The 13,073-nt window shown below is 60.4% G+C and carries 9 protein-coding genes; 6 read left to right on the top strand and 3 right to left on the bottom strand.

Annotated elements, in window-relative coordinates; genetic code table 11:
- Positions 1-3 precede the first annotated feature (3 nt).
- Entirely contained in the window at positions 4-984 is a 981-nt protein-coding gene (locus L4923_RS13585; protein WP_239365869.1) for a zinc-dependent alcohol dehydrogenase family protein, read from the top strand.
- Here the strand turns inward: L4923_RS13585 and L4923_RS13580 are convergent.
- Both L4923_RS13580 and L4923_RS13575 read right to left on the bottom strand, forming a co-directional pair.
- Entirely contained in the window at positions 956-2,851 is a 1,896-nt protein-coding gene (locus L4923_RS13580) for a heavy metal translocating P-type ATPase (RefSeq protein WP_239365866.1), read from the bottom strand. The genes L4923_RS13585 and L4923_RS13580 overlap by 29 nt on opposite strands.
- 12 nt (positions 2,852-2,863) lie before the next feature.
- Positions 2,864-3,250, bottom strand: a complete 387-nt coding sequence (locus tag L4923_RS13575; RefSeq protein ID WP_239365863.1) for a DUF302 domain-containing protein — start codon at positions 3,248-3,250, stop codon at positions 2,864-2,866.
- Between the two features lie 144 nt (positions 3,251-3,394).
- Here L4923_RS13575 and L4923_RS13570 point away from each other — a divergent pair, with 144 nt between their 5' ends.
- Positions 3,395-6,121 (top strand): bifunctional acetate--CoA ligase family protein/GNAT family N-acetyltransferase, encoded by a 2,727-nt coding sequence (locus L4923_RS13570; RefSeq protein WP_239365861.1) that lies wholly within the window; start codon positions 3,395-3,397, stop codon positions 6,119-6,121.
- Here the strand turns inward: L4923_RS13570 and L4923_RS13565 are convergent.
- Positions 6,096-7,637, bottom strand: coding sequence for a bifunctional aminoglycoside phosphotransferase/ATP-binding protein (locus L4923_RS13565; protein ID WP_239365858.1), 1,542 nt, complete (start codon positions 7,635-7,637; stop codon positions 6,096-6,098). The genes L4923_RS13570 and L4923_RS13565 overlap by 26 nt on opposite strands.
- A gap of 277 nt (positions 7,638-7,914) precedes the next feature.
- Here L4923_RS13565 and L4923_RS13560 point away from each other — a divergent pair, with 277 nt between their 5' ends.
- From L4923_RS13560 to L4923_RS13545, 4 genes are all read left to right on the top strand, one after another.
- Positions 7,915-8,751 carry a universal stress protein gene (locus L4923_RS13560; RefSeq protein WP_239365855.1) on the top strand — a complete coding sequence of 279 codons (837 nt, stop codon included), beginning with the start codon at positions 7,915-7,917 and terminating at the stop codon, positions 8,749-8,751.
- Positions 8,752-8,896: 145 nt separating this feature from the next.
- Positions 8,897-9,301, top strand: a complete 405-nt coding sequence (locus tag L4923_RS13555; RefSeq protein ID WP_239365852.1) for a host attachment family protein — start codon at positions 8,897-8,899, stop codon at positions 9,299-9,301.
- Positions 9,302-9,605: 304 nt separating this feature from the next.
- Positions 9,606-10,442, top strand: coding sequence for a universal stress protein (locus L4923_RS13550; protein WP_239365849.1), 837 nt, complete (start codon positions 9,606-9,608; stop codon positions 10,440-10,442).
- A 36-nt stretch (positions 10,443-10,478) separates the two neighbouring features.
- Positions 10,479-13,067 (top strand): cation-translocating P-type ATPase, encoded by a 2,589-nt coding sequence (locus L4923_RS13545; RefSeq protein ID WP_239365847.1) that lies wholly within the window; start codon positions 10,479-10,481, stop codon positions 13,065-13,067.
- The last annotated feature ends 6 nt before the right edge of the window (positions 13,068-13,073 follow it).

Raw genomic sequence — 13,073 nt, 5'->3', positions numbered from 1 at the left:
TCCATGAAGGCGATGGTATTGGACAGGCCTCGTACGCCGCTGGTTCTCGTCAATCGCCCTGATCCGGTCCCAGGGCCAGGCGAAATCAGGGTGAGGGTTGAAGCATGCGCGATCTGCCGGACCGATCTGCATGTCGTCGACGGCGACCTTCCCAATCCGACGGTGCCCTTGGTTCCTGGGCACGAAATCGTCGGAATTGTAGACCTCGTCGGCCAGGGGGTAAGCACGGGCCGTCTCGGTCGGCGTGTCGGCATCCCTTGGCTTGGGCACACATGCGGGCGTTGCAGCTACTGCACACACGAGGCGGAGAATCTTTGTGACCAACCGCTGTTCACCGGCTACACGCGCGATGGCGGTTTTGCCAGTCACGTCGTAGCCGACGCAGCCTTCGCCTTCGATCTCGATGCCCCAGATCCTGTGGCGCTGGCGCCGCTGCTATGCGCAGGTCTGATCGGTTGGCGCTGCCTGAAGAAGGCAGGCGACGGGCAGCGCCTCGGGCTCTACGGCTTCGGGGCGGCTGCGCACATCATCACGCAGGTGGCGCTTTGGCAGCGGCGCAGGATTTTCGCCTTTACACGTGCTGGCGACCACCAAGCGCAAGAATTTGCACGTTCATTGGGCGCGGAATGGGCAGGCACATCCGAGGAGTTGCCGCCAGTTGAGCTCGATACCGCGATTATCTTCGCCCCTGTCGGCGAATTGGTACCTGCGGCGTTGCGGGCAGTGCGCAAAGGCGGGCGCGTGGTTTGCGGTGGCATTCATATGAGCGATATCCCATCAATGCCTTACGAACTGCTTTGGCAGGAAAGAGAGGTGCTTTCGGTGGCGAATCTGACGCGTAGCGATGCGAGGGAGTTCTTCCCAATTGCGCAACAGGCGGGAGTAAACACCTACACCACAACCTATCGACTTGAAGACGCGAACCAGGCACTTGATGACCTGCGCATGGGCAGGCTCAACGGGGCTGCGGTTCTGCAGCCTTGATTGCACGCTTTTGCCGAGATGCACTTACATCTGTCCCACCCAGCGTGCGCAATGCATTGAGTATCACAGCAACATCAATACCCTCCTGGAGCAATGCGCCGGCGACTGGTGTGATCATGCCCAAGGCAGCAAAGATCATTGCTGCGCCGGATAGGGCCAGCCCCACGGTGATGCTCTGAAGCGCGATCGTCCGCGTATGCTTGGCAATCAGCAGTGCTTCTGCCACTGGCTGCACCCTGTCGGTGAGAATGACGACATCGGCCGCCTCGGATGAAATGGTTCCACCCCGAGACGCCAGGGCGATGCCGACATCGGCAGCGGCGAGGGCGGGGGCATCGTTAATGCCGTCGCCGATCATCATTGTCGGCGCCGCGCGCTTTTCTACCTCAACCGTTCTGACCTTGTCTGCAGGCGTGGCCTTGGAGATTGTGGCATCGAGACCGAGCGAGGCTGCGACCTTGTTGGCGGCTGTGTCGTCATCTCCAGTAAGCAGCATGATCCTGTTCACACCACAGGTCCGCAACGCAACGAGCGTGTCGGGAACATCAGCCCGGAGCGTGTCTGCGAACGTGAAGATACCGACAAGTTCGCCATTCAAGGCCAAGAAGACCCTGAGTACCGCCGCGTCCCGATGCCGCTCTTCGCCGTCCTGGGCCCAATACGGCAGCGGTTTGTCTGCCAAGACAAGCGGCCGTGAACCCGCGGACACTGTCGTGCCGTCGACTTGCCCTTCAAGACCTTCCCCACGATGTTCGCGAACCTGATGCGGTTGGCAAAGCACAAGGCCTTTCCTGCGGGCGAGCTGGACGATAGAGCTCGCCAGCACATGATGCGAGGCTTGCTCAAGTGAAGCCAACAGCCGCAGAAGCTCGTCAGCTCGCTGATGAGGGGCAAGGTCGATCTCGATGAGCTCTGCGCCACCAGTCGTCAATGTGCCTGTCTTGTCGAAGATGGCGGTCCTTATCCTGGCAAGCGCCTCCAGAGCGGTGCTGCCCTTCATCAAAATACCAACATGTGCGGCACGGGACACGCCACCGATAAATGCAACTGGGGCTGCCAGGATCAGCGGGCAGGGCGTTGCCACCACCAGGACCGCCAAGGCCCGGATCGGATCATTGGAAAGATACCAGGCAAGCGCGGCCACCAGCAAAGTGAGTGGAAGCAGCAGCAGGGCGAGTCGGTCCGCGATGCGAATGAAGGGAGCCTTGGCGGTCTGCGCAGCCGTCACCATACGCATGATCGCCGCATAGGTGCTTTCCCCGACCGTCGCCGAGGCGCGCATCGAAAAGGTCTCTCCGGCATTGACGGTGCCGCTGTGCAGAGGATCCGAGGCAATGCGCCGTACCGGCAGCGGTTCTCCGGTGACAGCGGATTCATCGAGTAAGGCTGAGGGGTCGATCAGTATTCCGTCGACCGGAAGCAATTCGCCGGCGCGTACCAACAGCTCGTCACCGATGGCGACTTGATCGGCGGAAATCGTTTCTGTGCCGGTGGTCGATTTTTTATGCGCTATGCGTGGAGCGCGGTCGACCAAGGCCTGCAGGCTTCGTTCTGCGCGGCCGCGCGCAAAATCCTCCAGTACGGTACCACCGGCATACATGATGGCAACGACTATGGCTGCCAGCGGCTGCCCAAGAAGCAGTCCCGCCGACATCGACACGAGCGCTATCGCATCGACGCCCATGCGCCCAATCAAGAAATCACGCAGGATCGATACAACCAGCATGATAACGACGGGCAGGGTAGCTATTGCCCAGATTGTCGTTGGCTGAACCGGGCCTTGCCCGGCCGACCAGATGGCAAGTCCGACCACGAGCCCAAGAACCGCCATGATCAAAAGTGCGAGCCGCACTGTCGACTCGTTCATTGGAAGCAGCCCTCAGAGCTCACGGATTGCTTCCTGCAGCAACTCCCGAACACCTTGCGCGACGGCAGCAAGCTTTGGATTGGCTATGACGCCCATTGCGATTACGGGATCCGCCACTGCTATCTCAACCTGGCCCGCTGCCAGCTCGGTCACAATCACGTTGCAGGGCAGCAGCGCACCGATCTTGTCTTCCGCTTGCAGCGCGCGCCATGCGAAATGCGCATTGCAAGCGCCGAGGACCACATAGGGCCGGAATTCCTCGCCGAGTTTGGCCCTCATGGTCTCCTGGACGTCGATTCTGGTCAGCACGGCAAAGCCTTTGCCTGCCAGCTTCCGGGTGACGAGGTCGACCGCCTCTGCGAACGGCATGGCGAGATTTTTGCTGAAATAGTAGCTCATCGAATGCTCCTTCGACGATCGCCTGCGACGGACCGACGGGTGAGTGTCGCATCGCCAGCTAACCGGAAGAAGCCGACGATGCTTTGATCCAACTCAAGGAATGTTCGTCGCGCCCGGTGAAACTGGCGACAAGGAGACCGCCCGATGACAATTCGAAATCTCGACTGCGCCATCTCGCCGAGATCGGTCGCTGTGATCGGAGCGTCCATCCGCGTGGGGTCGGTCGGGCGCGTGGTGTTCGACAATATTGTCGGTGGTGGTTTTGAGGGGAAGATATGGCCGCTCAATCCGAAATATAAGCAGATCGGCGATCGTCGCTGCTACGCAAGAGTAGCCGATCTACCGGATATCCCGGACCTGGCTGTTATCGTGACCCCACCCGATACCGTTCCTGGCCTCATTCGCGAGTTGGGAGAGAAAGGCACACGGGCAGCCGTCGTCATCACAGCGGGGCTCACGCGCGAGAACGGCCTGCGCCAAGCGATGCTCGATGCGGCCAAACCCTCGCTCCTGCGCATCATCGGTCCGAACACGGTCGGCCTGATGGTTCCTCCTGCAAAGCTCAATGCGAGTTTTGCCCACACGCCGGCCGGGGCCGGCAACATCGCCTTGCTCTCGCAGTCCGGTGCGATCGCGACGTCGCTGGTCGACTGGGCGGCCGACAACAATATCGGCTTTTCGCGAATCCTGTCACTTGGCGACATGGCCGACGTCGATGTTGGTGACTGCCTCGACATGCTGGCAGGGGACATCCACACACGCGCGATAGTGATGTATCTCGAAACGATCACCAGTCCGCGCAAGTTCCTGTCGGCGGCACGCGCTGCTGCTCGCCTCAAGCCCGTCATTGCCATCAAGCCTGGTCGGCACGAACAGGCGGCCAAGGCCGCGGCGACCCACACCGGGGCTTTGTCGGCGGCCGACAAGGTGGTCGATGCCGCGTTGCGACGAGCCGGGGTTCTGCGCGTACAGGATCTTGCAGAGTTGTTCGACGCAGCCGAAATGCTCGCCCACCACTCGCCGCTTGAACAGGCCCGGCTCTCCATAGTCACCAATGGCGGCGGCGCCGGCGTGCTCGCCGTCGATAAGCTCATTGATCGTGGCGGTGAACTGACTGCATTGGCACCTTCCACGATCGATGAGCTCAACCGCGTCCTGCCATCGACCTGGTCGCACGCAAACCCGATCGACATCGTCGGTGACGCAGCACCAACACGCTACGAGGCAGCGCTTGAGGCCTTGTCGGCTGATCCGGAAACGGACGTAATCCTGGTCATGAACTGCCCAACCGGCCTTGGTTCTTCGGCTGATGCGGCCAAGGCGGTGGCGGACCTTGGAACAGGCGGCAGGATCGCTGGCAAGCCGCTGCTTGCCTGCTGGCTCGGCGAGCATAGCGCACGCGAAGGCAGGCGTATCCTGACCGAAGCCGGCATCGCGAATTTCGAAACGCCGGAGGATGCGGTGACCGCGGCGACCTATCTCAGTGAATGGTCACGCGCCCAGCGAGCTTTGCTGCGTGTTCCCGCGAGCCAGAGCGAGAGCCCCCTCGAACGCAGGGCAGCGGTCTATCCGATCTTGCGGCAGGCCGCAGCTGAAGGACGCAGCATGCTGACAGAGCCGGAAGCGAAAGCGGTGATCGCGTTCTACGGCATCGAAATCCCGAAAACCATCGTTGCCAATTCGACTGCAGAGGTGGCGCAAGCGGCCGATGACCTGCTCAAGGGCACGGAACGCGTAGCCGTCAAACTGCTTTCGAAAATGGTCTCCCACAAATCCGACCTTGGCGGCGTGGCTCTCGATATCGCCAGTGCCGACGAAGCCGAACGGACGGCGAAAGCGATCGAGAAACGCCTCGCTGGACGGTCACCGCAAATACAGGTGGATGGCTTCGCCGTTCAAGAAATGATCGTGCGGAAGGATGGCCAGGAACTCATCCTGGGCATGCATCTGGATCCGATGTTCGGCCCCGTCATGCTGTTTGGCGCTGGCGGCGTCGCGGTCGAGGTGGTGAACGATACGGCCATCGCATTGCCGCCGCTTGATGACGTGCTGGCCGCCGATTTGATCGATGCGACCCGCATAGGCCGCTTGCTTGCCGGCTATCGCGACCGCGCTCCGGCCAACCGGGCGGCGATCATGGCCGCGTTGACCGGCCTGTCACAAATGGTCGTCGATTTTCCCTGCCTGGTTTCTCTCGACGTCAATCCGCTGCTTGTTGATGCCAACGGCGCGATTGCACTGGACGCCCGTATCGAAATTAACCCAGAGCGTGTGGATGAAGTCGGACCGAACCCGGCCCTTGCCATAAGGCCCTATCCAGCGGGATGGAGCCGCGACTTCGTAACGGCAGGCATGTCCTTCCAAATGCGGCCTGTCATGCCGGCAGACGTGACGCTTTATCCTGAGTTTCTGGCTAAAGTCTCGCCAGGGGATCTTCGGCTACGCTTTCTCGCGCCACGCAAGAATTTCCCCGACCAGATGCTGAAGCGGCTCACACAACTCGACTATGACCGCGATATCGCTTTCGCCGCGCTGGAAGAAGGCACTGGCAAGCTGGCCGGAATCGGCCGGCTCTGCTGCGACCCCGATCATACGACAGGCGAATATGCCCTTCTCGTGCGGACCGACCTGCAAGGTCACGGGCTCGGATGGGAATTGCTGAAGCAAATCATCGCCTATGCCAAGGCCGAGCATCTCGACAGGATCGAGGGTATCGTTCTCAACGAGAACCACAAGATGTTGGCCATGTGCCGGGAGTTCGGCTTCTCGCTGTCGCACCATCCCAGCGAGCCCGGGCTGTCCGTGGCCACGTTGGAGGTCAATACGCCAGCTTTCGCCAGCAATCTCAATGAGGTTGAGGTCGGTGTTTAGAGGTTGGGGATTTTAGTATTTCCAATCCGATCTCTTCTATACGCCGATCGGTTTTGATTGCACGCCAACTGACCTGCCCGACATCCCGCTGCAATTGCCTGGACAGGATGTCGACCGTGGCATCGGAAGGATTGTTCTTGCGCTCGCGGATGCGGGACCAAAGTATCGCTGGGTCAGCCGTCAGCCAAAAGCCTGTAAAGGGCACGGACCTGTCGCGAGCGACCCGCTCGATGCTGTCACGGTTGCCTGGCTTGTCGAAGACGGCATCGGCCAGGACGCAACCACCCTGGGCGAGGATCAGGTCGCTGCGCCATGCAATCTGGCGGTAGACCCGTTCGGAAACCTCCGGGCGATAAGCCTTGTCGGGGAGTTTTGTCTCAGCCGGCACGCCATGCAGGGCCTTGCGGATGCGATCGCTCTCGATGATCCGCGCACCGGGTGGTGCGCCGATCGCATGGGCAATTGCCTCGGCCACTGTCGTCTTGCCGGAGCCGCTCAATCCGCCGATTGCAATCAGGCGCGGCGGCTTTTCAGCGAGCAATGAGCGGGCAAGCTCGAAATAAGATCTTGCCTCGGCGGCCAGTCTTGCGCCGTCCGCGCTGCCTTCCTCCACCTGAGTTGCCGTCACATGCGCGCGAACCGCTGCGCGCACGGCCATGAAGAACGGCAGCAGGATAAAGCCGTCTTCTTCGTCGGCCTCATCGAGATAGCGGTTCATCACCAGGTTGGCGAACTGGGGGAAACCGCGATGCCAGAGATCCATCAGCAGGAACGCAAGGTCGTATAGGATGTCGATCGTGGCGATCTGATCGTTGAACTCGATACAGTCGAACAGATGGGGTTCGCCGTTCAAAAGGCAGACGTTGCGCAGGTGCAGGTCGCCATGGCAACGCCGGACACGCCCAGCGGCCTCGCGTTCATCAAGCAGGCGGGAATGACGCGCGAGTGCGGTTCGAAAAGCTTCCGTGAGTGTCCTGATTTCCACCGTATCGAAGACATGGCTGCTTGCAAAACCAGCCGCGTTGATATCCAGCACGCCACCGATGTTCGATGTTCCGCTGCCGGAATGGACGGCTGGAACACCGCGGTGATAACGCACCACCATCCGCGCGACCTGTGTCATCAAGCCAGGCGTCAGCTTGCCGGCAATGGCCATGCGATCGAGAAGTCCGGACTGGTCGAAGCGAACCATCTCGATGACGGCATCGATCAATTCGCCGGTTCCATTCAGGGCAATCCGGTCGCCATCGCGCGTGATGCGCCGCACGCCCACATAGAGACCAGGTGCGGTCTCGGAATTGAGTTCTACCTCTTTCTCACATGCCGCAAGCCGGAGGGCAGGCGTCGAAAAATCGACATAGGGCAGTTTGACCGCCCGCTTCAGTTTGAAGGCTCGTTGCCCGACCAGGAATATCTGGGAAATGTGGGTTTCAATCTTCTCAACGGGACCCAGCTTACCGTAGCTGGCCGGATTTGACATCATCTCAATCACCGGCTGCTGGTTTTCGGTGATCATCCAGGGTCTCCGTGTCTTGCATTGTTAGGATCCGATGCACCCGATTGCATTCCTGCTGAAGACGGCATTTGCGCTGGATTGCTGACGGCCCTGTTCATGGACGTTCTCTCGCGACAGTTCTCCGAAACGTTGAAAAAGTTAGCGTCGCAGCCGCGAGCCCACGTTGATCAACATCAAGCCGCGCCGCTTTTTATTTTTGACGCAGCGCAATGAAGATTTCGGTCGATCAGCTACGGCTAGGCTTCTTCGTGAAACTTAGCGGAAAAGGAATTTTGCCATGCCGTTCAAATCAGTGCTGACGGTTACAGGAGCCCGTCAGGGCGAAGACGATCTGAAGCTTGCCGCGAAACTGTGTGAGGAGATCAACGCGCATCTTTCGGTTCTTGTTGTGGTGCTCGCCTCTCCACCCGCCGGAGGCGAATACGCCGCGGTTGTGTCCACAGCCTGGTTGAAAGAGCGTGAGGCCGAGATGCAACAACTGGAAAGGCGAACTTCGGTCGTCTCCAAAATGCTGTCGCAAACGGCTGTGTCGGCTGACTTGAGCAGCGACTATCCGGAGGAAGCCTGGGCCGATGACATCATCGGGCGGCGGGCACGCTACACCGACTTGACGGTGATCGGGCCGGAGTTGCTGGCGACCCACACCTTGAAGAAGCGGGTCATCGAAGGCGCACTGTTCTGGTCGGGCAAACCGCTCCTGCTGGTCCCGGAGGGCGCGCGAGCGACCCTGAAGCCAAAGCGCATCCTTGTCGCCTGGGACGCCAGCCTGGAGGCATCGCGGGCAGTGCGTGAGGCGCTCGGCATGCTTGTCGGCGCTGACGAGGTACGCATTGTCATGGTTGATCCGATCGAAGATGAGCGCCACCACGGCCAGGAACCTGGAGCCGATATCGCGGCGTATCTGGTGCGCCATGACGTGAAGGTCACGGTGGACCGTCTGCCAAGTTCAAACCAGTCTACGGCTGCTGTTCTGTTCCGGCACGCGATCGACACCGCAGCCGACCTCATGGTCATGGGTGCTTATGGTCATTCCCGGCTGCGCGAACGCATCTTCGGCGGTGCGACCCGTTCAGCAATCGACAATCCGCCGTTGCCGATATTCTTGGCGCGCTGACGGCCCTGATTTGAAGCCGGCATCATGGAAACGTGCCGGCCCACACACAACCTGCTTCCTTTTGATCAAAATCAAGGCGTTGCCGGACGAAAGGCAATTCTCTGTCTTCAGCCGATTGCTCCGGTCGGTTGCCATGGAGAGATAGATGATCCTGAACAATGATACCCTTGTCGCGGTCACGGACGGTGAGCGGTTGCGACTGTTTCACAGCAAAGGCCATGAACCTCACCTTGACCTGATCGAAATCGATGATCCTGCCTTGGAGAGAACCCATACCGGGTCAGGCGGCCGGCATCGCAGTTCGACTGCCAATCCGGACGAGGCGCGGTTGCATGAAGATGATTTCGCCGGATCGGTGGCTGCCTATCTAAACGATCAGGCGCTAGAAACGAGCTACCAGCATCTATTCGTCGTGGCCGATCCGCGCACCCTGGGAGAAATGCGCAAGCACTATAAGCCCGCGCTCGAGGCGAAGCTGGTGGGTGAAGTCGACAAGGATCTTGTCAAACACTCGGTGGAATCGATCAAGAACACGATTGCGATGGCCTAGCCCGCTCATCGCGCTGGTTGCTCGGCTCTAAGCCGTCGCAGGCTCAACCTTTGGCGCCAATTCTTTGCCGTCATATGCAAGTTGTCGCGCAAACGCGCCGCGCCAAAACGTTGGCGTTGGCGTCGTTCTCAGGCGGCGACTGCTTCGAGAGACAAAATGCCTGCGGGCTTCGCGCCGGCTCTCTTTGGCAATCATTCAAGATGAATTCCAACCCTTAAACCGGCTTGCCGGTTGATCGAACTTGATGTGCGTCAAGGCGAAAGACTGCCGCCCATGTTGATGTGACGCAAAGGAGATGAAACCAATGCAGACCTTGACCTGCCTGTTCTTGCCGACTTATCCGGACACGCCGGACCCCAAGATCGCGGCCAATGCGGTGGCAGTGGCCAGCCAGTTGGGCGCCGTGCTCGATGCGGCAGTTATCGATGTCAACATCCCGGATGTCTCGAACGCGCTATCCACCCTGCTGCTCGACCTTCCAGCCAAGATCCGCGAGGCCGAGACTGCCAGCAGGAGCCGTGGCAAGGCCTTGCTCGACGCGGTCGCGACGGAAGCCGTGCAGCACAAGGTCACTTTGACCACACAGGAGCTGAAGGCGGCGCCCGGATTGATGGGAGAATTGGCCGCCACGGAGGGACGCTATTTCGATCTCTGCATGGCCGGATGGGCACGCGACAGCGAGGCTTTGCAGTCGGTTGCCGAAGAGGTCGTCTTCAGCTCGGGGCGCCCCACATTGCTTCTTCCGGATTCAGAAAAGGTCGGCGATCTTGAACACGTTGTGGTGGCCTGGGATGGAAGCCGGGTGGCTGCAAGAGCAGTGGCCGATGCCACTCCTTTCCTGGAACGGGCCAAGCAGATATCGATCGTTAGCGTCGTCGACGAGAAGGTTCTGCCGCGTCAGGACAGTGCCGAGCGCCTGGCACTTGGCCTGAAGGCACGAGGGTTCCACGCGAAGGCGGAGTCCATCCTTGCCGGTCAGGATCCGATCGGTGTTGTGCTTCAGCGACATGCCAAGAAGATAGGCGGCCAACTCCTCGTCATGGGCGCCTATGGCCACTCCCGTCTGCGGGATATCGTTCTTGGCGGAGCGACCGAGGGGGTCTTCTCGGACCTGCGCATGCCGGTCTTGATGTCTCACTAGACGACGCGAAATCGCTCTGTCTCAGGACCCAAGCCTATGTCCGAGGTTGCGTTCAAGCAGCAGTCGAACGGCTGTCGTGTCGTCCCGAAAAGCGGCCGGAAGCTCTCCGGCCTCAGTGAAGCGGAAGCCAGGTCCAGGCTTGTCGCCGAGGGACCCAATGAACTGCCCAAATCAGGACGACGGACACCGCTGAAAATTGCCGCCGAGGTCATCCGCGAACCGATGCTCGCGCTGCTGTTGGGGGCAGGCGGCGTCTACCTGCTGCTTGGCGATCTGCAGGAGGCGCTGATTCTGCTGTGCTTCGCGAGCTTGTCGATCGTCATCACCATCGTGCAGGAGGCACGCACGGAGCGTATCCTGGAGGCGCTTCGCGATCTTGCCAGCCCCCGCGCACTGGTCGTGCGCGAAGGCCAGCGTCGGCGGATTGCCGGGCGCGAAGTCGTCCGTGGCGATATCGTGGTGCTTGCGGAGGGCGACCGGGCGCCGGCGGATATGGTGCTGCTCGAAGCTGATGATCTTCAGGCGGACGAGTCGCTTCTTACAGGCGAATTCGTACCGGTGCGCAAGAATGCGGCAGCGCTCATCGACCGCGCTGCAAAACCACGACCGGGCGGGGATGACCTGCCCGTCGTCTTTTCCGGGACCCTTGTCGTTCGCGGTTCCGGTCTAGGTGAAGCCCTGGCAACTGGAATCCACACCGAAATCGGAGCGATCGGGCAGTCTCTGAGCGCCTTGGAAAGCGAGGCGCCTCGACTGCAAAAACAGACACGAAAGATCGTCAGGCTGTTTGCAGTGATTGGCGTCGTTGTCAGTCTTTTCGCGGTTCTGCTGCACGGCTGGTTCCGCGGACAATGGCTCGACGCCACTTTGGCGGGGATTGCGTTGGGCATGTCGATGCTGCCCGAGGAATTTCCCATGGTGCTGACCATCTTCATGGCCATGGGCGCCTGGCGCCTGTCGCAGGTGCGAGTGCTCACCCGCAAGACCACGGCCATCGAGACGCTTGGATCAGCGACCGTCCTTTGCACCGACAAGACGGGGACGCTGACGCGAAACCAGATGACGGTCGCGGAATTGAGGACGCCAGGCGGCGATGTCTTTCGGCCGATCGATACCATCGGCGAGGTTCCGCCGGCCTTTTGCAACCTTGTCGAACTGGGTGCTCTCGCTTGTGCCGAAGTGCCTTTCGATCCCATGGAGAAGGCGTTTCACCAACTCGCTCTAAGAAACGCACGAAACTGTCTAGGCGTTGGCGAGTGGCGATTGTTTCGTTCTTACGGACTTCGTCCTGAGCTTCTCGCCATGTCCAACGCCTGGCGACCAACTGGCGGCAATGGCACTTACCTGATTGCTGCCAAAGGTGCCCCGGAGGCAATCATCCGGCTTTGCAATCTTCCCGAGGATCGCGCCAATGCGGTCCGCAAATCCGCCGATGCTATGGCGGGTAAGGGACTGAGGGTTCTCGGGGTGGCATGCGCCCGCCACAACCGGTCGGATCTGCCAGACCATCAGGCCGACTTTGTGTTCGAGTTCGCGGGTCTCGTCGGGTTGGCTGATCCGCTCCGTAGGGAGGTCCCGGACGCTGTCGCCAGCTGCCGCTCAGCTGGCATCCGGGTGGTCATGATCACAGGCGATTATCCCGTCACCGCCAAAGCGATCGCTTGCGAGGCCGGGCTCGACGCTGCCGCCGTCGTCACCGGCGAAGAGCTTCGCGCGATGGATGAAGCAGCCCTCTTGCAGGCGGTCAAGACGACGAGCGTCTTTGCGCGAACGATGCCCGACCAAAAACTGGCGATCGTCAGGGCACTCAAGGCCAACGGTGAGATCGTTGCGATGACGGGGGACGGCGTCAACGATGCTCCTTCGCTGAAGGCGGCCGATATCGGCATTGCCATGGGCGGGCGCGGCACAGACGTGGCCCGCGAGGCATCTTCAATCGTTCTCCTGGACGATGATTTCAGTTCGATTGTCATGGCGATCCGCCAGGGCCGCCGCATCTATGACAATTTGCGCAAGGCGATGAGTTTCATCACCGCCGTCCATGTCCCGATCGCGGGCCTGTCGCTGGTGCCGTTGCTGTTTGGCCTGCCGATCGTCTTCGGGCCATTGCACATCGCATTCCTGGAAATGGTGATTGATCCGCTCTGTTCGCTCGTCTTCGAAGCGGAATCCGAGGAAGACAACGTCATGGATCGGCCGCCACGCGATCCACAGCAAGCCTTGTTTAGTCGCTCGCTGATGACCTGGAGCTTTACCCAGGGCGCGTTGGCGTTGACGATGGTTGCGAGCGTCTATCTGCTGAGCCTCCACTTTGGTATTGCGGAAAACGAGGTGCGTGCGCTTACTTTCATATCGCTCATCGTGTCGATTGTAGGACTGGTCTTGGTCGATCGTACTTTCGATGCGTCTGCGGGCCTGCGCCGACGCAATCGCGCCTTTGTGGCTGTCGTAGCCATCGATCTCGTGCTGCTTGGCTTGGTGTTCGCCTTCCCGCCCGCCACTGCACTTTTCCAGGTTGGTCTGCCAAACCTTGCTCATCTGTCGGCAGTGCTTGTCGCAGCCGTTGTGCTGGTCGGTGCGCTGCAAGGCCTCAAACTTTTTTGGCGGAAGCAACTGAACGCCTGACGGCGT

The organism is Terribium retamae (genome assembly GCF_022347545.1).
Classification (GTDB): Bacteria; Pseudomonadota; Alphaproteobacteria; order Rhizobiales; family Rhizobiaceae; genus Mesorhizobium; species Mesorhizobium retamae.
This window is presented reverse-complemented; position numbering and strand designations above follow the sequence as displayed.